At 34.3% G+C, this 22558-nt stretch carries 22 protein-coding genes; 21 read left to right on the top strand and 1 reads right to left on the bottom strand.

The window, feature by feature from the left end:
• Position 1 precedes the first annotated feature (1 nt).
• The 21 genes from rbsK (at position 2) to UH7x_RS01520 (ending at position 21048) form a co-directional block, all read left to right on the top strand.
• A complete protein-coding gene (rbsK, locus tag UH7x_RS01620; protein ID WP_482361983.1) occupies positions 2 to 901 on the top strand; it encodes a ribokinase in 900 nt (299 codons plus the stop codon).
• Positions 902 to 911: 10 nt separating this feature from the next.
• Positions 912 to 1907, top strand: a complete 996-nt coding sequence (locus tag UH7x_RS01615; protein ID WP_482361982.1) for a GRP family sugar transporter — start codon at positions 912 to 914, stop codon at positions 1905 to 1907.
• A 48-nt stretch (positions 1908 to 1955) separates the two neighbouring features.
• A complete protein-coding gene (locus tag UH7x_RS01610) occupies positions 1956 to 3095 on the top strand; it encodes a M20 family metallopeptidase (protein WP_482361981.1) in 1140 nt (379 codons plus the stop codon).
• 2 nt (positions 3096 to 3097) lie between these two features.
• Positions 3098 to 4135, top strand: a complete 1038-nt coding sequence (locus tag UH7x_RS01605) for an NAD-dependent epimerase/dehydratase family protein (RefSeq protein ID WP_482361980.1) — start codon at positions 3098 to 3100, stop codon at positions 4133 to 4135.
• A gap of 21 nt (positions 4136 to 4156) precedes the next feature.
• A complete protein-coding gene (locus tag UH7x_RS01600) occupies positions 4157 to 5212 on the top strand; it encodes a dihydrodipicolinate synthase family protein (protein ID WP_482361979.1) in 1056 nt (351 codons plus the stop codon).
• Between the two features lie 38 nt (positions 5213 to 5250).
• A complete protein-coding gene (locus UH7x_RS01595) occupies positions 5251 to 6489 on the top strand; it encodes an Nramp family divalent metal transporter (RefSeq protein ID WP_482361978.1) in 1239 nt (412 codons plus the stop codon).
• 44 nt (positions 6490 to 6533) lie between these two features.
• The gene (locus UH7x_RS01590) at positions 6534 to 7553 is read left to right on the top strand and encodes a Gfo/Idh/MocA family protein (protein WP_482361977.1); all 1020 of its coding nucleotides are present in this window, start codon (positions 6534 to 6536) and stop codon (positions 7551 to 7553) included.
• A gap of 11 nt (positions 7554 to 7564) precedes the next feature.
• The gene (locus tag UH7x_RS01585; RefSeq protein ID WP_482361976.1) at positions 7565 to 10675 is read left to right on the top strand and encodes a DUF7133 domain-containing protein; all 3111 of its coding nucleotides are present in this window, start codon (positions 7565 to 7567) and stop codon (positions 10673 to 10675) included.
• A gap of 81 nt (positions 10676 to 10756) precedes the next feature.
• Complete coding sequence (locus tag UH7x_RS01580) at positions 10757 to 11338, top strand: RNA polymerase sigma factor (RefSeq protein ID WP_482361975.1); 582 nt, start codon at positions 10757 to 10759, stop codon at positions 11336 to 11338.
• Between the two features lie 53 nt (positions 11339 to 11391).
• Positions 11392 to 11718 (top strand): hypothetical protein, encoded by a 327-nt coding sequence (locus UH7x_RS01575; protein WP_482361974.1) that lies wholly within the window; start codon positions 11392 to 11394, stop codon positions 11716 to 11718.
• A gap of 9 nt (positions 11719 to 11727) precedes the next feature.
• Positions 11728 to 12234 (top strand): Spy/CpxP family protein refolding chaperone, encoded by a 507-nt coding sequence (locus UH7x_RS01570; RefSeq protein WP_482361973.1) that lies wholly within the window; start codon positions 11728 to 11730, stop codon positions 12232 to 12234.
• A gap of 167 nt (positions 12235 to 12401) precedes the next feature.
• A complete protein-coding gene (locus UH7x_RS01565; protein ID WP_482361972.1) occupies positions 12402 to 12689 on the top strand; it encodes an EF-hand domain-containing protein in 288 nt (95 codons plus the stop codon).
• Between the two features lie 32 nt (positions 12690 to 12721).
• Entirely contained in the window at positions 12722 to 14200 is a 1479-nt protein-coding gene (locus UH7x_RS01560; RefSeq protein WP_482361971.1) for a CotH kinase family protein, read from the top strand.
• 84 nt (positions 14201 to 14284) lie between these two features.
• Positions 14285 to 15037 carry a hypothetical protein gene (locus tag UH7x_RS01555; protein WP_482361970.1) on the top strand — a complete coding sequence of 251 codons (753 nt, stop codon included), beginning with the start codon at positions 14285 to 14287 and terminating at the stop codon, positions 15035 to 15037.
• Between the two features lie 92 nt (positions 15038 to 15129).
• A complete protein-coding gene (locus UH7x_RS01550) occupies positions 15130 to 15903 on the top strand; it encodes a YHYH protein (protein ID WP_482361969.1) in 774 nt (257 codons plus the stop codon).
• On the top strand, positions 15904 to 16512 hold the full coding sequence (locus UH7x_RS01545) for a toxin-antitoxin system YwqK family antitoxin (RefSeq protein ID WP_482361968.1): 609 nt from the start codon (positions 15904 to 15906) through the stop codon (positions 16510 to 16512). It begins immediately after the preceding gene.
• Positions 16487 to 17182, top strand: coding sequence for an SCO family protein (locus UH7x_RS01540; protein WP_482361967.1), 696 nt, complete (start codon positions 16487 to 16489; stop codon positions 17180 to 17182). The genes UH7x_RS01545 and UH7x_RS01540 overlap by 26 nt, the downstream gene beginning before the upstream one ends.
• A 171-nt stretch (positions 17183 to 17353) precedes the next feature.
• Complete coding sequence (locus tag UH7x_RS01535) at positions 17354 to 18361, top strand: YHYH protein (protein ID WP_482361966.1); 1008 nt, start codon at positions 17354 to 17356, stop codon at positions 18359 to 18361.
• 37 nt (positions 18362 to 18398) lie between these two features.
• Complete coding sequence (locus UH7x_RS01530; RefSeq protein WP_482361965.1) at positions 18399 to 19040, top strand: hypothetical protein; 642 nt, start codon at positions 18399 to 18401, stop codon at positions 19038 to 19040.
• Positions 19041 to 19044: 4 nt separating this feature from the next.
• Positions 19045 to 20220 (top strand): YHYH protein, encoded by a 1176-nt coding sequence (locus UH7x_RS01525; protein WP_482361964.1) that lies wholly within the window; start codon positions 19045 to 19047, stop codon positions 20218 to 20220.
• Between the two features lie 30 nt (positions 20221 to 20250).
• Positions 20251 to 21048, top strand: coding sequence for a hypothetical protein (locus tag UH7x_RS01520; RefSeq protein WP_482361963.1), 798 nt, complete (start codon positions 20251 to 20253; stop codon positions 21046 to 21048).
• Between the two features lie 51 nt (positions 21049 to 21099).
• Here the strand turns inward: UH7x_RS01520 and UH7x_RS01515 are convergent, their stop codons facing one another.
• Complete coding sequence (locus UH7x_RS01515; RefSeq protein WP_482361962.1) at positions 21100 to 22539, bottom strand: rubredoxin; 1440 nt, start codon at positions 22537 to 22539, stop codon at positions 21100 to 21102.
• Between the last annotated feature and the right edge of the window lie 19 nt (positions 22540 to 22558).

Raw genomic sequence — 22558 nt, 5'->3', positions numbered from 1 at the left:
AATGTCTCAGATAATTGTTGTTGGTAGTTCAAATACTGATATGGTGGTAAAAACAGAACGTTTTCCAAAACCAGGTGAGACTATTATTGGGGGAGATTTTTATATGTTTTCTGGCGGTAAAGGTGCGAATCAAGCAGTAGCAGCTGCAAGACTTGGTGGTGATGTAAGTTTTATTTGTTGCGTTGGCGATGATGTTTTTGGACAAAATGCTTTGGCCCAGTATAAAGAAGAAGGGATTGATGTGAGTCATAGTTTGGTTAAAAAAAACATAGCTTCTGGAGTGGCCTTAATCACAGTAAATAATTCAGGTGAAAATGAAATAGTGGTTGCATCTGGTGCAAATGCTAAACTTGATGTCACTCATTTAAATACGAAAAGTTCTTTATTCGATTCGGCTAAAATAGTACTGACCCAGCTTGAGATTCCCATGGAAACTGTTGAAGCGCTGGCTGAAAAATGTAAAACAAATAAACTGCCTTTAATTATTAATCCTGCACCTGCCGCAAGACTATCAACCTCTATTTTAGATGGGTTATATTTAATTACCCCCAATGAAACAGAGACATTAATTTTAACTGGTATTGAAGTTACAGATGAAGAAAGTGCCCAGGTTGCAGGAAAATATTTTTTAGAACAAGGTGTTCAAAATATTATTATTACAATGGGTAGTCAAGGTGCATTTTTTATGAATGCGGACGCACATTTTTTAACGGAGCCACCTAAAGCTAAAGCAGTAGATACTACTGCCGCAGGTGATGTTTTCAACGGGGCGTTGACTACCGCCTTAGCTCAAGGAGATAATTGGAAAAATAGTATCAACCTTGCAAATAAAGCAGCGGCTTTGTCAGTAACAAAATTAGGAGCTCAAGTATCTGCGCCAACTTTAAAAGAAATCAACTAAGACTAAACCTATGTTTATAATAGATTCGTATTCCATCGCAGTATTTTTTTGTGTCATAACAATGTTGGCATGGGGTTCTTGGGCCAATACTCAAAAAATGGCCTCTTCCGATTGGCGGTTTGAATTGTTTTATTGGGATTACGTTATTGGTATCGTCATCTTTTCAGGAGTACTCGGATTAACACTAGGAAGTTTTGGAGAAGGTGGGCGACCTTTTTTAGAAGATATAGGACAAGCAGAGGGTCAATATTTACAACTTGCTTTTATAGGTGGAGTACTTTTTAATTTAGCTAATATATTATTGGTAGCCTCAATAACTATTGCAGGAATGTCCGTCGCATTTCCTGTAGGTATCGGCTTAGCATTAGTTATTGGGGTAATTGTAAATTATATAGATTCACCGGTTGGTAATTCTACATTACTATTTGGCGGCGTGGCATTAATTTTAATAGCCATGTTATTAAACGCTAAAGCGTATTCTAAACTTTCTAGTAGTAAGGGTAGTTTGCCTACAAAAGGACTTCTTTTAGCTATTGTTGCTGGTTTATTAATGGGCTTTTTCTTTAAGTATGTGGCTAATTCTATGTTCTTGAATTTTGACATTCCTGAGCCCGGTAAATTAAGTCCGTATACTGCTATATTTATTTTTGCTATCGGAATTTTAGTGAGCAATTTTGTTTTTAATACTATCTTAATGAAAAAACCTTTTGAAGGTGAACCTATCCGAATTTCACAATATTTTAAAGGGTCAACTAAAAATCATGCTATCGGAATTCTTGGTGGAATGATTTGGTGCTTAGGAATGTCTTTTAGCATTTTAGCATCAGATAAAGCTGGTCCTGCAATTTCATATGGATTAGGGCAAGGAGCTACAGTCATTGCAGCCCTCTGGGGAATTTATATTTGGAAAGAATTTAAAGGTGCTCCAAAAGGTGTGTCTTCAATGTTAAATATTATGCTTGCTCTTTATGTATTTGGATTGGCGCTAATTATAATGGCGCGCTAGAGGCCTTCTTTAAAATTTAAAAAGTATAACGAATAAATAAATTATAATTTGAGTACAGAAAAAGAACGAATTGATGTTATTACATTAACTCAAAAACTTATTAGTTTTAATACTATTAATCCACCCGGTAATGAAGGAGGCTTGGCAATCTTTATTGGTGAATTATTAATTGAAAATGGTTTTGAAGTAGATTACCCCATTTACGCAAAGGACCGTTTACAATTGATTGCTACAAAAGGTCTATGTGATGAGAAACCACCAATTATTTTCACGGGTCATTTAGATGTTGTTCCATTGGGAGCCAACGATTGGACAAAAGATCCTTTTGCTGGAGATATTATTGACAACAAACTTTATGGCAGGGGTTCTACGGATATGAAAGCTGGTGTTGCTGCAATGATTATCGCGGCCATAGAAATGTATAGAGATGATTCCCCAAAAGGTGGTATAAAACTAATTTTCACTGCAGATGAAGAATTGGGTTGCAATGGCGCACAACATTTATGCAATAGTGGTTATGATTTAGGCGAAGCTAGTGCTATTGTTGTAGGTGAGCCTACGGCCAACATGCCTTATGTTGGTCATAAAGGTGGTTTGTATTTAAATGCGTTTACAAAAGGAATAACAGCACATTCTTCCATGCCTGAGCTTGGTGATAATGCAATATATAAAGCAGCAAGGGCTATTGTTAAAATTGAAGGTTTAGAATTTGATGCTGAAAAAGATGAGCTTTTAGGATACCCTACTATTAATGTCGGAAGAATGGAGGGCGGACTTAACCTGAATTCGGTTCCTGATAAAGCAACTTTTACAATTGATATTCGAACCACAACAAAGTTTAGGATTGATAAAGTTTGGACGCAATTAAATGAGTTAATGGGTGCAGAAGTATCACTAGAAAAACTTACTGATTTAAATGCAATTTCAACTTCCGAAGATGATGATTTTATTAAAATGATTTTTAATATACTAGAACTAGACAATACTGATCAAAACCTTAAAAAATCAGCAAATTTTCTAACCGATGCAGCTGTATTTATGCCACATTTAAAAAATATTCCTACGGTAATTCTCGGTCCAGGTGAACCAGAAATGGCACATCAAACTGATGAGTTTTGCTATGTAGATAAAATTGAAAAAGCAGTAGCTATTTATAGCGAAATTATTATAAAAAATAGTACACTTTAATTATGATAGAATATCCAGAAATTATAGAAAATGAAGAGCATTTGGAAGAAATGCTTTCGCAACCAAGTGATGAACTGATTGAAATGATGCGAACCATTGAAGGTGATTTTATTTTCCTTGGTGTTGCAGGTAAAATTGGAGTTTCAATGGCACGAATGGCCAAGAAAGCTTGCGATATAGCTCAAGTGAATAAAAGGCTAGTTGGGGTAGCACGTTTTAGTGATGCTAATCAACGCGTTCTTTTAGAAGAAAGTGGTATCGAAACAATTAAAGGTGATTTGCTAGATATTGATTTTGTGAAAAGCCTTCCAGAAATTAAAAATGTTGTTTTTCTTGCCGGAATGAAATTTGGTACCGATGGTAATGAATCATTTACTTGGGCAATGAATTCTTATTTACCTGGCCTTATTGTTGAACGTTTTAAAAATTCTAGAATAGTTGCTTTTTCTACGGGATGTGTTTATCCGCTTGCAACAGTCGCTTCAGGTGGTTGTAAAGAAATAGATAGTGCAGGGCCTGTTGGAGAATATGCGCAATCTTGTTTAGGAAGAGAACGCTTGTTTGAATATGGTAGTTTAAAGAATAACACTCCGGTTGTTATCATTCGTTTAAATTATGCGGTAGAACCACGATATGGTGTGCTTGTAGATATCGCTAGAAAAATATACAACGAGGAAACAATTGATTTAACTATGGGTTATGCTAATGTTATTTGGCAAGGTGATGCCAACGACATGATTTTACGAAGTATTCAGTTTTGTGAAAGTCCAGCCAAACATTTGAATATAAGTGGGCCAGAAATAATATCCGTTGAAGAGGTGGCTAACAGATTGGGTGAATTGTTAGATAAACCAGTAAAACTTAAAGGAAAACAAGCAGACACTGCGCTGTTAATAAATGTTGCTGAGAGTCAAAAAATATTAGGTACGAGAAAAGTGTCGGTGGATCAAGTTTTAAAATGGACCGCCAAATGGATAGCAAATGATAATAGACTTTTAGGCAAACCAACTCACTTTGAAGTTAGAGATGGTAAATATTAGATATAAAAAGTACAAATAAATATGGGTGTTATACTTTCAAACGAATTAAAACAAATATTAAATACAGGTACAGTTATTCCTGCCAATCCAACGGCATTAACAAAAGACCTGAAATTAGATGAACGTCGACAACGTGCATTAATGCGTTATTATCTTGATGCGGGTTCTGGTGGACTAGCAATTGGTGTTCATACAAGTCAATTTGAGATTCGCGAAGCGGGTCTATTTCAACCGATTTTAGAATTAGGCAAAGAAGAATTAGATGCGCAATTTGCTAAGGAGAAAAAACCGATTCTTAGAATTGCCGGGGCTATGGGGCGAACCAATCAAGCAATTGCAGAAGCTACATTGGCAGCGGATTTAGATTATAATGCTGTTTTATTAAATCTCTCTGCTTTTAAAGAAGATTCTAATGCGGAGCTAATTAATCATTGTAAAGCTATTGCAGATATAATTCCGGTAATAGGTTTTTACTTGCAGCCAACAATTGGTGGTCGTTCGTATGATACCGATTTTTGGCGTCAGTTTGCGCAAATTGAAAATGTGGTTGCGATTAAAGTTGCTGCTTTTGATCGGTATGATACTATTGATGTTATAAGGGGTGTAGCAGAATCGGGTAGGGCAGATAAGGTTGCTTTATACACAGGTAATGATGATACTATAGTAAACGATTTATTAACCGAATATCAATTTCCAATTGGTGATACTGTTGTAAAAAAATCTTTTGTGGGAGGTTTGCTTGGACATTGGGCCGTTTGGAATAATAAAGCAGTTGAATTATTCAATCGTATTAAAAACGCGAAACCAGAGGAAATATCTGATCTCATTTCTTTAGGAATTAAAGTAACAGATGCAAATGCGGCATTTTTCGACTCTAGAAATAAATTCAAAGGATCCATTGCGGGGATCCATGAAGTTTTAATTCGACAAGGTTTTATGGAAGCTAATTATACTATTAGCTCACATGAAGTTTTAAGTCCAGGTCAAAAGGAAGAAATTGACCGCGTCTATAAAATTTATCCCGAACTTAATGATGATGTGTTTGTAGCTGAAAATATTGACCGTTGGATGCGTTAATTAACACAAGTCAAGATTAGAAACCTAAACAAAAATTAATGCAACTATTAGATAAAGTTAAAACAGGTCTAAAGGCCATTGGTCCCGGATTTATTATTGCAGCCGTTGCATTGGGTCCCGGAAGCATCACTGCAGCATCAAAGATTGGTGCAACCCAGGGCTATAATTTTTTATGGGCTATTTTATTAGCAGGTATTTCAATGGCGGTTTATACAGGGATGAGTACCAGGTTTGCAGTTTTAAACCAACAGTCAATTTTAAGTGTCATAGCTGATAAATATGGTAGATGGTTTTCATATGCTATTGGTATAAGTTCATTTCTTGCTTCCTTAAGTTTTCAATTTGGAAATAACTTAGGTGTTGGAATGGGAATGGAATCTATAACGGGTATTGATGTTAGAATTTGGCCCGTTATATTTACTATTTTGGCTATTGTTTTAATCTTCTTCGCACACAATCTTTACGCCACTTTAGAAAAGTTGATGATGTATATAGTTATGCTTATCATTCTTGCCTTTTTCGTGAATTTGATTTTCGTAAAGCCTGATTTATCACAAACAATTTCTGGTTTTATTCCAAGCGGATTTTCAATGGAATATATAGGTGAATTAGCAGCGATAGTAGGTACGACTTTTGTTTTAAGTAGTGCTTTGTATCAATCCTATTTAATTCAGAAAAAGAACTGGAAAGTAGAAGATATGAAAACAGCGATAAGGGCTTCAAATTCAGGTGTTTTTTTATTAGCATTGATGTCCGTATTAATAATTATGACAGCAGCCGCTAGTTTGAAGCCTATGGGAATTCAGATTAATTCTGCAGCTGATATGGCAATTCAATTGGAGTTTTTACTTGGCAATTATGCGAAATATATTTTTGCTATTGGTTTTTTAGCAGCTTCATTTTCTTCATTGCTTGTTAATGCTGTTATCGGCGGTGGATTGCTGGCAGATGGTTTAGGAATGGGGCAAACTATGGATAAGAAAATGCCAAAAGTCTTTACCGTTGTTATTCTAATTACTGGGATGGTTATCGCAACTTTTGTTGCTAGCGGATTAAGTAGTCCGGTATATTCTTTAATATTAGCACAATCGTCTTCCATGATTGCGGTTCCGTTAATCGGTGTGGGTTTATTACTGATTGTAAATAGAGAAGATGTAATGGGTAAATTTAAGAACACAATCTCCCAAAATATTATGGCGGTAATTGGCTTGTTTTTGTTATGTGTTTTAGTCTATATCATGTACGGAAAATTGATAAGCTATTTTGCTAATCTCTAACCAATATTTATATGATTTATATTTTTTAAAGTAAAAATTAACACATGCTTAATACAACAACGAATAATGATAGACGCAATTTTATTCAAAAAATAACATTAGCAAGTGCTGGAATTTCTTTGATTCCTGGTACTATCTATGCTAATATGTCCTCAAAAAAAAATATTGTAAGAGTAGGAATGATAGGTCTTGATACATCGCATAGTATTGAGTATACCAAATTATTAAACGATCCAAATGCACCAGAGGAAATAGCTGGCTTTCCAGTGGTCGCTGCATTTCCTTCGGGTAGTTCAACTATTGAATCTAGTTACACTCGAATTCCCAAATACACCAAAGAAATGGAGGAAATGGGCGTGAAGATTGTAGATTCTATAAAAGAACTTTTGGAACAAGTAGATGTTATTTTACTTGAAAGTAATGACGGTGGTGTTCGTTTGGAACAAACCATAGAGGTGCTAAAAAAGGGCATGCCGATGTTTATTGATAAACCGGTAGCCGCAACCTTTTCTGATGTTAAAAAGATTTATAATGCAGCAGAAGAACTTAAAGTGCCAATATTTTCATCTTCATCTTTGCGGTTTCTAAAAAATGCAGATGCCATTCGAAACAAAAATGAAATAGGTAAGGTAATGGGTGCTACTACATATAGTCCTTGTTACATAGAACCGAGTCATACCGATTTGTTTTGGTATGGTGTACATGGTGTAGAATTGCTGTTTACAGTTATGGGCACTGGATGTAAAAGTATCCGACGAGATTTTACTGAAGACAATGATATTGTTTATGGAACTTGGCATGATGGTCGTGTGGGGGTATACCGAGGACGACCACATTATGAAATTAGTTTTGGAGGTATAGCTTTCGGTGAAAAAGGAAACTTAACCATGGGACCACATGATGGTTACAAAACCATAATTACAGAAATCGTTAAATTCTTTAAATCACATGAAGCTCCAGTTTTGCCAAAAGAAACATTAGAAATATATGCCTTTATGGCTGCGGCAGATGAAAGCAAAAGAAAGAATGGCGAAGCAATATTGCTAGAGCAATACTTACAATAATAGTTCCCCTTATGATTAAGATTAATAAAGTTAAAAAATTGATTATTAATAATTTAGAAGCGAAAATACACAAGAAAATTGCACTAATTTTTTTTACTTTGATATCTATTGTAGCTTGTAAAGATGATACCGATAAGCCGAAAGAAATTGAGGGTGTTGCAGGTAACGAAAAGGTAGCTGAATATATGAAAAGTTTTGAAGGTGTGGGTGTACTTTCTGATGACTCAGAACCTACACCTGCAAAAGATGCCCTTAAAAACTTTAAGATTTTACCTGATTTAAAACTCGACTTAATTCTATCAGAACCACAAATTAATCAGCCTGTAGAATTGAATTTTGATCAGCGTGGTAGACTTTGGGTGGTGCAATACACACAATATCCTTATCCTAAAGGTTTAAAAGTTATGGGAATGGATAACTATTTAAGAGTTAAATACGATACCGTTCCGTTACCTCCGCCAACAGGTGTGGCTGGTGCAGATAAAATTTCTTTTTTCGAAGATACCGATGGCGATGGTATTTATGATAAAGAAACAAATGCTATTTCAGATTTGAATATTGCAACGAGCGTAACCTTCGGACGCGGTAAAATATGGGTATTAAATCCGCCATATTTATTAGCCTACCCAGATAAAGAAGGCGATGGGTTACCTGATGGTAATCCTGAGGTCGTTTTAGACGGTTTTGGACTGGAAGATACTCATGCGGTTGCCAACAGTTTACGATGGGGACCAGATGGTTGGCTATATGGCGCTACAGGTAGTACAGTTACCAACAATATTAATTCTGAAAATTCTAAAAATGTTTTTTTTCAAGGACAGGCAATTTGGCGTTATCATCCTGAGAAAAAAATATTTGAAGTTTTTGCCGAAGGAGGTGGTAATACTTGGCATGTAGAAATTGATGAAAAAGGCAGAATATTCTCTGGTCATAATGGTGTAACTCGTTTAATGTATTTTAAACAAGGTGCTTATTATGGTAAAAATTGGGGTAAACATGGTGATTTAACAAATCCATATGCATTCGGAGTATTAGATGATTTAAAGATGACCGGTGAACAAATTCGATTTACCCATGCTGAGATTAAATATGAAGGTGGGTCATTGCCCGAAAAGTATAATGCAAATCTTTTCTCTCTTAACTCACTTCAAAATTATGTGCAATTAAGCACGCTCGATGAAGATGGATCTACATTTAAAACTATAGATATTAATAAAGTTTTGGAAACTGATGATCAGTGGTTTAGACCAGTAGATATAAAAGTAGGACCTGATGGTGGAATTTATATGGCAGATTGGTATGATAGTCGACTTACACATGTAGATCCAAATGACACATGGGACAAGTCTACCGGACGTGTTTATCGCATTCAAGGTAAGAATGAAACAGGTTTACCAAGCTTTGATATTAGTACATATTCTAATGATCAATTGTTGGCACTTTTATCAAACAAAAACAAGTGGTTTCGACAACAAGCATTAAGACAAATTGGTGATCGAAAAGACGTATCACTTATTCCAAAATTAAAAACTTTAATGTCTTCAGAAAACCCACAGACCGCATTGGAAGCATTTTGGGCTATTAATTTAAGTGGAGGTTTTGATGAGAAAATGGCGAAAGCAGCGTTTTCACATAAAGATCCTTTTATTAGAATGTGGGCAATACGATTAATAGGTGATTCAAATAAAACTACAGATGAACTTGCTAATAAATTACTGCAGCTTGCTAAAACCGAATCGAATGTAGAGGTAAAAAGTCAATTGGCCACAACTGCTAAAAGACTACCTGCGCAAATAGCACTTCCTATTATTAAAGTTTTATTGAGTAATAAGTCGGACGTTACAGATCCGGATATTCCAATGCTGTTATGGTGGGCATTAGAATCGAAATTTGAAAATAATCAAAAGGAAATTATTGAGCTGTTTGAGGATTCATCCTTATGGGAAAAATCAATTGTTCAGGGTTTTATTTTAGAACGTTTAATGCAACGTTTAATTTTAGAAGGAAATGTAAAAGACCTTGATGATGCGACTCTTTTATTTGAAAGTATACCTTCTAAAAAACAAGCAAAATTCCTATGGAACGGTCTGCAAGAAGGTATGATTGGTAAAGAAATGACAGATTTACCTAAAGAATTAATTGCTGCTATACAACCTTATGTTGGCATGTTTGGTAATGCCCCACTGAGTTTTGATATAAGTCAAAAGAAAGAAAAGGCTATTACAGAAGCCCTTGAGATAATCGTAGATAAAAATGAAGATGTTGAAAATAGGTTGGCGTATATAAAACTAATTGGTGAATCTAAAATTGAAAAATCGGTCCCTGTATTTCTGGGTATCATGCGCGATAAAAATTATCGAGTTCTTATTAGAGAGGCTTGTTTAAAAGCACTTGTTAATTTTGACGACCCAGAAATTAGTAGCCAAGTTTTAGATTGGTATGCGATAGACTTAAGAAGTAAAGAGACCTTGAAAATTGCAGCATTAAATTTATTTGCTAGCCGTCCCAAATGGGCAAAAGATTTCTTATACCTCATTGAGGTAAAAAAGAAGGTTCCTGTTGAAGATGTACCAGAACAACTTGTACGACAAATGCAATTGTTAAATGATGCTGACATTTCAAAAACAATAGCCAATTTATGGCCCAATAATGGACCAGCTTCTTCTGAAGATAAAAATAAGCGAATGGCTGAGGTTCTTACTATTCTAAATGATGGAAAAGGAGATGTAACTGCAGGTAAGGCATTGTATACAAACAGATGCGGATTATGTCATAAGTTATTTGATGAAGGTGGCGATATAGGTCCAGACTTAACTGGTTATGATAGAAACAATAATAAGTATATGGTTTTTAATGTAGTAGACCCTAGCGCGGATATTAGAGAGGGTTTTGTAAACTATCAGGTATTCTTAAATGATGGACGCACTGTTACTGGTACCTTGGTTGAGAAAAGTAATAAAGCAATTACTTTAAAATCTATGAGTGGAGAGCTTTCGACTATTGCTACCAATCAAATAGATTCTATGAACCCCAATAAAATGTCTTTAATGCCCGAACGTATTTTAACGGGAATGGCCAATCAGGAAATTCGTGATTTGTTCGCTTACATCGCTAAAGATTAAATTATTTTTTAAGATGTTATGGTTCTAGGAAAAATGTTCTACTTTGTTTTTACGTAATTTGCAGGCTGAAAAATATCCCATTTGCAAGAAGCAGAATTTATAAAAGCATTACAAAAGGGATCCAACCATGCTTATGGTATGCTCTTAGACGAATACCAGCAAAAGGTATTTGGAACGTGTATTTCTTTTGTGCCAAATGCTGAGGATGCAGAAGATATAGCTCAAGATGTTTTTGTTGAAGTCTTTAATTCAATAAATAGTTTTAAGGGCGATTCGAAACTCTCTACATGGATTTATCGCATTTCAACCAATAAATGTTTAGAGTTTATTCGGAAGAAGAACACGAAGAAACGTTTTGGGTTTATGCAATCGTTATTAGGAAATGAGACCCCCATTGATCGTAGTTCTTATTTTACCGAATTCAATCACCCTGGTATACAACTAGAGAATAAAGAAAAAAGTGAAATACTTTTTGCAGCTATTAATAAGCTGCCAGAAGCGCAAAGAACGGTTTATACTTTAAATAAGATTGATGATTTGAGCTATCAAGAAGTAGCCGATATTACTGAAAAAAGTATATCTTCAATAGAGTCCCTTTTGTTTAGAGCAAAAAAGAACCTACAAGAGTTATTGCAAGATTATTATAAGAATACTGAAAGTTAACGCAAGTATTTAGAGATTTGCGCATCTAAATAGTAGATACAAAGATTAATAGAATGAAAGATAAAATTAATATTAACCAGCTTATTGACGAGACACTAGAAAGTGCTTCAAAGATAGATAGCGTAAAAACACCTCCGTTTTTTAAAGATAAAGTGCTAAATCGCATGGCACAACAACGCGAGCAACAAGAAGAAGGTGTTCGATATTTAAATTGGTTTACACCTAAATATCAGGCAGCGGCACTTATTTGTTTTGTGCTTTTAAATACTGCGGTATTGCTATCTAATACTGAAGCTACGGATAGTTATAGTGAAGAAGTTTCCGATTTTGCCGATGTTTACGGAATTACTTCGAGTACTTCCGATACCTACATTTATTAATTCTAGATTATGAAGAAAAACTTACTCTTATATATTTTATTGGGTTTCTTAGTAGTAATGAATGGCTTTTTCTTAGTCAGACATTTTGGAAGTATTGGAAATCGAGGACCCGAAAATCGAGGGCCTTCAAATTTTATTGCTAAAGAGTTGCAGTTTAATGAAGATCAAATGCAGCAATTCGAGAAGTTAAATAGCGCACATCGTAAAGAAATCAGAATTATTTTAGACGATGTTAAGGTGTCAAAAGATGCCATGTTTAATTTGATAACTGATGATTCAGTTAATAATTTCACTATAGATTCAATAATAACAGTAATTGCAAACAAAGAAAAAAAGAGAGAATTAGCAACATTTAAATTCTTTAGGTCTATAAATGAGTTATGTAATGAAGATCAAGCGGAACGATTAGCATTGATATTAAAAGACGCATTACATCAACCTGGTCCTGAAAACCACGAAGGACCACCACCAGGAGGGCGAGGACCTGAAAACAGACCGCCACCTCCAAAGCACTAAAGATTATTGGATATTTGTTCCCTACCTGTTTTTTATAAAATAGTATGATTTAATTATTTAAGACCCTCTAATTTGAGGGTCTTTTTTTTTGCTTTTTTTTAACATAGTACTGCACAAGTTTTAAAAAGCAATAACATCTAAACTATCAAATACATAAAATAATAAACATGAAGATAAACACAATTAAAACAGCAGTAATCGTTTTTGGAATCGCAATTTTTAGCTCAACAAGTGCATTTGCGCAAGGTGGTCGTGGTGGTGATAAAAAAGAACGACCAACTTTTGAGAAACTGGTTAAAGAAATGGATACTAATGAAGACGGTAAACTTGCAAAAGATGAAGTTAAGGGACCATTAGCCGAAAACTTTGATTCTATCGATGCTAATGAAGATGGCTTTATTTCTGAAGAGGAATTTGAGAAAGCTCCTAAACCAAAAAGACCATCTAAAAAATAATAATTAAAGAGAATCAATTAAAATAAAATTAAATGAAAGTAACTAGCAAGAATTTCAATTTCCTTTTTATTGTAATCCTCTTTAGCATGTCTTTATTTACTTTTTCTTCATGTAGTGATGATGATGAAATAGCAATGGTGACAGATGAAGAGGAAGTTATAGAAGATACAGACGATGATGATGACGTAATTTTAGATGATACAGATTTTGAAGCCACCGATTGGACGACTGAAACACATAGTAATGATGTATATCCAAATTTTGATGAAGTTTTTGAAGATAATGCAGTTAAGAGAATCGATATTGTAATTACTGAAGACCGCTGGCAATCTATGTTAGATGATATGACAAGTTTATATGGCCCATTTGGCGCTAGCAGTCAAGGTGGTCCTGGAGGAGGCCCTGGAGGAGGCACATCATTTTCAGATGAAGATCCAATTTTTGTACCTGCTAATGTGAATTATGAGGATAAAGAATGGTATAGAGTAGGGGTAAGGTTCAAAGGGAATTCAAGCTTGCAAAGTAGTTGGCAATCGGGTATCCTTAAATTATCTTTTAAACTAGATTTTGATGAATTTGAAGATGATTATCCGCAAATAAAAAACCAACGCTTTTACGGATTCAAAAAGTTAAGTCTTAAAAATAATTATAATGATAAATCTATGTTGCGGGAGAAAGTGGCAGCAGATGTATTTAAGAATGCAGGTTTAGCAGTATCTCATACCGCCTTTTACACCGTTTATGTTGATTATGGTGAAGGACCACAATATTTTGGTGTTTATACTATGGTGGAAGAAGTTGACGATACCGTTTTAGATGATCAATTTGGCGATGATGATGGTAATCTTTACAAACCAGATGGTGATGCCGCAAGTTTTGCTACCGGCACTTATGATGAAGATGAATTTGTAAAGAAAAATAATGAAGATGAGGCCGATTTTACAGATGTTGAAGCCTTGTTTGATATTTTAAATGATGGATCTAGAACTACAGATTCGGCTACATGGCGCACGAATTTAGAAGCTGTTTTAGATACCGATGTATTCCTAAATTATTTGGCCGTAAATACAGTGATTCAAAATTGGGATACCTATGGTAGAATGACGCATAATTATTTCTTGTACAATAATCCGGATAATAGCAAATTAACTTGGATTCCTTGGGATAATAATGAAGCATTGCAAGAGGGTAATCAAGGTGGTTCACCCGAACTTGATTTTTCAGATGTTACTGCAGCCCAATGGCCACTAATATCATATCTATATGAAGATGCAGAATACAAAGCGATTTATGATGGTTATGTTCAAGATGTTGTTGACGGTCCTTTTAGCGTAAGTACTATTCAAACATTATATAGTTCTTACTCTAGTTTGGTAGAACCATATGCAACCATTGAAGAACCGGGGTATACTTTCTTAAATAGTAGTTCAGACTTCCAAGCTGCTATTAGTGAACTTAATGCTCATGTTTCTCAAAGAGCATCAGCGGTTAATAGTTATTTGAATAATTAAGCTAAAGATTAGAGTAGAGTTGAGTAGTGTGTTTAAAAGCTTCGTGAGAGATTGCGAAGCTTTTATAATTTAAACAACAAAAAAATGAAGGTTTTTAGAAAGTTAAGAAGGCAGTTATTACTTAAAGGGAAAATAAAAAGTTACCTCGTATATGCACTTGGGGAAATACTATTGATTGTAATAGGGATATTAATTGCTTGGAAGATTAATAGCTTAAATGAAATTAGAAAAAATAGAATTGTAGAACTAAAAATATACAAAAGTTTAAGTCAGGAGTTAGATACCAACTTACTGGTTTTAGATAGTGCAATTGTAAGTTATTCAGATAGTATTGAAAAACTTGAAAATACACTCAATTATTTAGGCGAACAACCAAATGAGCTAACTGTTGAAGCTAAAGACCTTATTGTAAACTTAAATTATAATAAGGTTATCATGCGTAATGAGTCTATAAACTCAATTAATATTACGAACAAGTTTGAGTTTATTGATAGCGATTCGTTAAAAGAATTGATAGCGGTTTACCCTAACGAGTTAGATAAATTTGATGAGCAAGAAGAAAAAATTTCCGATATAATCACAAATCGATTAAAACCAGTAATTGAAAAACATGTTTCTTTAATAGACCTTCTTCCAGAAGATAGTTTTAATTATAATAGAATAAAAAGATCCAGTAAAAAATCTAATTATTCAGATTTGTTAGATAGTAAAGAATATCAGAATAGTGTAATAGATAGGTTGATACAAACCAAAATGATATTGGGTATTGCCGAAAATTTAAAGCATAAAACGCAGTCAATTGCAGTTAAATTAAATCAAGAATTAAAGGGTTCATAAATGGATCTAGAGGTTTTTTAATATAAAATTGGTTCTTAGCGCAAGTTTTTTTCAAAGACCGCATCTAAATACTAAATAACAAATTTTTCAAAATGATTAAGAGATATAATAAGTTAGCAATAATGCCTGCAATTGCCATCTTTGCTATGGCAAGTATTGTTTCTTGTAGTACAGATAATATTGATGATTCCGTTACGGATGATGATAGTTCAGATGATGATGAAATTGTAACCGAACTTCATGCGGCCTTTGCCGAATTTAATTCTGATGCAACAACTATTTATTTAGATGGTTCTAATGTAGTGATTGAAACTACAGGTTTGCCAAATCATGAGACTGTTTACTGGGGTGAGGGTAATGAACTGTATTTAGAAGAAGATAATGTGGATACGACACCAAGTATAATGTCTAGTAATAATAATGCTACAACTATTACTGTTGATGCAACTCCAGATTTAACTGGTAGTACGGTGGCAACACAGTTAAATACAATTGGTATAGCCGTAAGTGGTGCTTCCATTTTTAATGATCAAGAAGGTAATGGCGCTTTGGATCAAGCGGCAGGAAGTTTAGATTGGACAGGAGCACATATTGGACCAGGGGTATATCACTATCATCTGGAACCTAAGGCGTTTACAAATGATGATGAAAACCTAGTTGGTATTTTATTAGATGGCGTGTTTCTTTATGGAAGAAAATGTAATGCCACGGGTGATTATCCCACAGATTTAGATGGATCTGGGGGTCATACTTCAACAACTCAATTTACAGGAGAAGAGGCTGAATATCACTATCATATCATTAATGAAGTGTATTCTACAACCGGATCATATCTTGCATTTGCAGGACCATATCAAGGATACTAAATGAAATTTGTTTCTCAGCTTTTTATAACCTTAATAGCAGTTTCTTTATTAACTAACTGTAAGAAAAGTGTGGCCGAAAAAGTGGTTGATGAAACTATTTCAATCAACACTTTTGAAGTAGATAAAAAAGAGTTAACGCTTAATCAAATACAAGCGAAATGGTATTATAATGGAAAACCATTCAATGGATACTCAATAAAATATTATCCGAATGGAACTGTTGAAGAACGTCTCGGATTCTATAATGGTAAGCGAGAAGGTATTGCAAAAAGATGGTCTGAAAATGGTGTGCTTCGCGTGAAGTCTTTTTATAAGGATAACCGATTGCACGGGAGTTACAAAAGTTGGTGGGAAAATGGAACTTTAGGTTCAGAAGCAACTTATGTTAATGGTAAAATGCACGGTATTGAGAAAAAGTGGTACCCTTCGGGCATACTCGCTAAAGAGCGTCAGCTGGTAGATGGTAATGAAGATGGTTTACAAAAAGCGTGGCTTCAGAACGGTACTTTGTACGTGAATTACGAAGCTAAAAATGGACGAATATTTGGAATGAAAAGAGCCAATTCGTGTTATCAATTAAAAGATGAAGTCGTTGTTAGAAGTAAATAAAATAAAACTATTATCAATTAGTTTCATTATACTTTTTTTGAGTTGTAAAGAAGCTGTTGTTAAAAAACCAAAACAGGTAATAGAAACTAGTAGGGTTGAAAACCTGCCCTATTATTCTGATGAAAGTTTTACGCCCCAATGGATTACACCAAATAGTGAGGAAGAAAAACAGTTTCATAAAATATCTGATTTTAAACTTGTAGATCAATTGGGTGATACAATCACTCAAAACACTTTTGATGATAAAATTTATATAACCGATTTTTTCTTTACTACATGTCCTGGTATTTGTTTAAAAATGACTTGGAGTATGCAAAAAGTGCAAGAAGAATTTAAAGAGGATTCTGATATTTTATTATTGTCACATTCCGTTACGCCGTCAATAGATTCGGTCTCTGTATTAAAAGAATATGCAGAAAAAAATAATATTATCGATAGTAAATGGCATTTGGTTACTGGTGATAAAACAGAAATTTATAACCTAGGGAGAAATCAGTACTTTGTTGAGAATGATTTAGGAGTACCTAAAGATATTAATGACTTTTTACATACCGAAAACTTTCTCCTGATAGATAAGAAAAAACATATTCGTGGCATTTATAATGGTTTAAACAGAGCGTCTATAGCGCAATTGATTACGGATGTAAAGGCATTAAAAAAAGAAATTTAAAATATAGTTCCCTTCAATTATTAAATGTCAATAATTTTTGGCTTGACTTTTTATTAATTGATTTACTCGAAAACTTCGTAATTGCTTACGAAGTTTTTTTTGAAAAAAATCAAAATCTAGCGCAAGTTTATATAGGAAACTTCATCTAAACATAAAATTAAAAACAATAACATGAATTTCAATTTAAAAAGTTTAATCCTAATGTTTGCTGTAATGATTTTTACTTCAAGTGTTTTTCAGGCATGTAGTAATTCAGATGACGCCTCAGATGAAATTATTGATGATGATACTGATGATTCTGAGGCAATACAGGTCGATGCATCTCTATTCTTAACAAGTGATGGTTCCGTTACTATAACCACTGTACCTTGTACTTTATCCGATGGTACTTCTACCGATTGTTATCAAATAGTAGCAACAAGTACTCCGGCAGACCACGAAATGGGCCCATGGTGTCCGGATAATATTTCTGATGGAGCTGATAAAGGTGGCATATGGTTAGAAAATGGCGAGGTATATGATGTAGATGGTGCCTTTGTTGAAAATATGGCTACTTTTTACAATGATGATACATGGTTGATGTATGACGCAAATGGAGATATTTACACTACCGAAACCGAAGATGATTGTGCGAATGCTGCTAATCCAAACGTCGGTACAGAATATGAAAATTTTTGTGTAGAATGCCTACCTTCTTACGTAACAGATTTAACACAGACTTATTTAATACCAATTACTCCTGTAAAACAAACTTCTGCAACTAATTTTGGTGGAGCAGGAGGACCTCCGGGACAATCTACGGGACCTTCACAAAGAGGTGTCGCTTTTAATGGCGTTGTTTTTGACGCTCCGGCACCAACTGATGCTATTCTTGGAGCGTATACTTTAGCTCCATTTGACGATGCTGGCGGACATATAAACTTAAACGCAGGTTATCATTATCATGCAGCTACGGGCGTTTCCACACAAGTAGCTCAAGAAGATGAACATGCTGCTCAAATCGGTTATGCATTAGATGGCTTTGGCTTGTATGCGCAATTAGATGCTAACGGTGATGAACCTACCGATTTAGATGATTGTAGAGGGCATACCGATGACGCTAGAGGGTATCATTATCATGTGGCTGCACCTGGTACTAACAGTTTCATTAATTGTTTATATGGTGCTTACGTAAACTAGAATTTAAGTTCTTAAGCATTTTTTAAAATACTTTATTATGATTAAAAGATTTTTTTTAATAGGCTTTATGTTACTCGCTCTAACGGTGAAAGCACATCAATCTGATGTGTCTACAACAATGTTAGTTGAGAAAGAAAATGGCACGTGGATTTTACAAATAAGTGCTTCTTTAACTGCTTTTCAACACGAAATAAAAACTCATTTTGCCGATACTCCATATAAAACCCCAGAGGAGTTCCGAGAAATGGTTATTAAACATGTGAAAAAAAATATCCAATTTCAGTTTAATGATAATCAAGAAATTGGACTCAGTAAAGGATTAGTGGTTTTAGGACACGAAACTAAGGTAGTTTTCGAGGTTTATGGTATTCCTTCAGACATACATTCTGTAACTATAAAAAATGCGGTATTCTCTGATATTTATAAAAATAAAAGTGCTCTAATTCTTTTAAAAGAAGGATTTAATAAAGAACATTTTGTTTTAAACGATGCTAACAATCACACATTATCGTTGAATGTTGATGATCATAAGTTTGTTGAAGTCAATGAAGCAAAAGCAAGTTTTTTCTCTTACGAAATGCTCTTAATAGTGTTTGCATTATTTGGAGTTTTATTTTTAATTAAGAATGCATTTAAAGAAAAAGATAATACGCTAGATTCCATTAAAATCAGCCATTAAAAAAATGAAACGAATAGTATTTTGCACAATCCTAGGTTTAGCTCAGATGTTTTTTCTTGCTTGTAAAGAGGAAAAGGAAAAGCACTTGCATGATGATGAATCAAATACGCATGGTAGTGATACACATATCCATGATGCACAAAAAACTGCTGGTTTTTTTGGTGCCTATGATTTAGAAGATGAAAATTTTGGAACAAAAACAAAAGTTAGTCTTACCGAAAATAATAGAATAATAGTTACCAATGCGCTACCTAATCATAGTACTGGAGAATTTCCGAATATTGGTAATCCGAATACTATTTCTGCTCAAAATAAAACGTATAAAATTCCATTAATTCCAAAATTTACGGGTAAAGCGGAATGGGTTAGAACGCCAGGTATTGCTTTAAATGGGATAAAATTTGAACCGCAAACGGCTGAGGTTGTAGTTTGCGAATCTGGTGAGAATTATAGAGTAGAAGCAATTCAAGATTTGATTAACATGGGTCTTGATTCTAACCATGCGCATGTACAACCCACAGGTGAATATCATTATCACGGTACACCAACAGGAGTAATTCAAAGTTTTGACAACGGTGAGGATTTAGTACATATCGGTTTTGCCTTTGATGGTTATCCGATGTATTATTCTAAAAGTGGTACCTATAAACCTAGTTTTAAATTGGTTGACGGCAATCGAGTGGGTCAAGATTGTACTTATTCAAACCCAATGGAATCCATTGATGTTTCTGTAGGCGGACATCATGATGGTAGCTTTGGTTCTGATTTTGAATATGTAGAAGGTTTAGGGGATTTAGATGAATGCAACGGAATTACTATTGATGGAAAATACATGTATTTAGTTACAAACGAGTTTCCTTATGTAGGGCGTTGTTTAATGGGAGAATTTGCCAAGGAGAAACACGATGGACCTTCACCACACGGTAAAGCCGAACAAAGACCTGAAGGAAGACCACAAGGAGGTCAAGGAGGCGGACCAGAAAATGGGCGTCCTAGCGATCAACCTGACGCAGCTGAACTTATTGAGAAAATGGATGCTGATAAAGATGGAAAACTTTCTGAATCTGAAGTGAAAGGACCATTACAGGATAGCTTTTCCAAAATAGATAGTAATAAGGATAATTATATTTCTAAGGAGGAATTGTTGAACGGACAGCCTCAAAGAAAACCAAGACCATAAAACAATTTAATTATTTTAAAGTAAGCTATATTGAGACACATATTTACTACACTAACATTAGTTTTAGTACTACTTAATGGGAATGCTAAAGATATAAAACAAGGTTTGGAATCGGATACAACAAGTATATTTGAGGAAAAAGTAAACTATAAATTTAGCCATGATCAGAACACTATTTATTTAAATATAAGTACAACAGATATGAATACAATGATGTCTATGTTGCATATGGGCGTTTCTGTTTATTTTGATATTAAAGGCAAAAAGAAGCAAAATGTGTATGTAAAATATCCATTAGAGCCTTTGCGACCAATTAATAGAAGAGCAACAGAAGAATCATTAGAAGAAGTTGGAACTGTTGAAGAAATAGCTGATAAAAAAAATCTACAAATTAAAAATATAATTGATAATGAACTTCCGCAAGAAGGCGAATACACTTATTTTGATGTAGCCGAAGAATTTCATATTCTTTTGAATACAGTAGGGGTCTCATTAGGCTATTCGTATAACGAAGCGGAGGGGTTATTGGAATACAATTTAACAATACCTAAAGATAAAATTAGCGATAACCCTAAAGCAGATTTCAAGAAATTAATGATAGGTGTTAAAACGAATCAACCCGAGAAAAAATCAGACAGTGAACGTCCAAGTATGAGCATGGGTGGTAGAGGTTCCGGTCGTCAAGGAGGTGGTCCTCCAGGTGGTGGTGGAGGTGGCCGTCAAGGAGGAGGAGGTCAAAGAGGTGGACAAGGTGGCCCCCCGAAAGACGCACAAAGTGATAAACCGAAAATGGAAATACTTGATTTTTGGTTTGATGCTGCTATGTGATTTACAAAGAACCTAAACTTTAGTAGTTAGTCTTAATTGCAAAAGTTTAGATTAATGTAATTGAATTTCTATACTTTTAAATTCATTTTTAGAAGTTTCACAAACAGAGCAGTTATAACTATCCGGTAAATTTTCAAAACCTGTTCCTGCTTTAATACCCGCAGAATCGTCACCATAGGTGGAATCATAAATAGTTAAACAAGATGGGCACTGATGTACAACTTGTAGTTCATTTATGTATGTATTCTTAATTTTTTCCTCTTTGGCTTTTACCGTGCCCAATTGTTCAAAATATTTTTTACTAAGTTCCATAAGCAGACCTGGTAATTCTATTTTATCAACATCATGTGCATGGGCCTTATATTTTTGAGTATTTGGGTCAAAATTTTCAAAATGAAGTACGTTATATGTTGGTCTTACATCAAAATCCATTACTAGGGTAGGGGCACTATTTTTTTCAATAAGTATTGAAGAAAAATGTGAACGTTTACCAACATCATTACTTATACCGAAAGTTAAACCATAGGTGCTTATATCATTTTGATCAAAACTTCGAACTAAGAATTTTTTAAGCTCCAAGGCTTCATTATCATCAACCGGTAAATGCCAGTTCATTTCTAATTGTGAATGTCGCACATTAATACCTCTCTGACCTAAAAAACGTTCTAACTCTGGTCTACTTTTTTGTTTGATGCCTTTTACAATAAATGATTTCCAAGGAGTAATACATATTTTGCCGATACTATTGTCAAGGCAAAAACCACAAAATTCTTTTAAAAACGAAAGATCATATTTGTTATTACGCCAATACAGCCCCAACCAATACTGATCCAGACCCATTCGATTCATTCCCTCGTAATACGGAAAGGTTAGAAAAGGAACATCCAAGTCTTTTTCGATTGTTTTGTTATTGGTGTCAATCTTCTTATTCAAGACAAAAAACAATTCGTCAACATCTGTTATATCTTCATAAATTTCTTCAATAATTTTTGAGATACTATTAATATCCCAACTATAGATTAGTACAGGATAATATTCCGCTGATTTCCAATGTGGTAATTTTATATTTAAGTACCAATAGTCTTCACTTTCTGATGCTATAAAATTTAAATTTCCACTAAAGAGTGGAACTAAACGTTGTTTGGGATCGGTGACATTTATTTTCAATTTTGGTAAATAATCGAAGCCTTCTAAAATGTACAGATATGTTGAACCTTTCAACCAATACGTCATTTCAAAAACATCAGCAGAAACATATGAACTAATAATATTCTGATAATTTCTATCGGTAACAATATCTGTGTTGAATTTTGATAATTGTTCTAATTGAAGTTCTTCCTTAATATCTTTTAAAGGAAATAATAAGTCTTGGCGAGATCCAAAAAAGACTTCTTTTAAACCAGCCGATTCAAGCATTAGAATGATGTCCTTTAATTCACCAGGCGAAGTAACTCCTCCTTTTAATAAGATGCGGTACAAGTCGTCGTTCATATTTTTGTTTTAGTGCTAA

This window comes from Aurantibacter sp. UH7 (genome assembly GCF_056839165.1).
The sequence above is the reverse complement of the archived record's forward strand: the minus strand, read 5'-3'. Positions and strand labels throughout refer to the sequence as shown.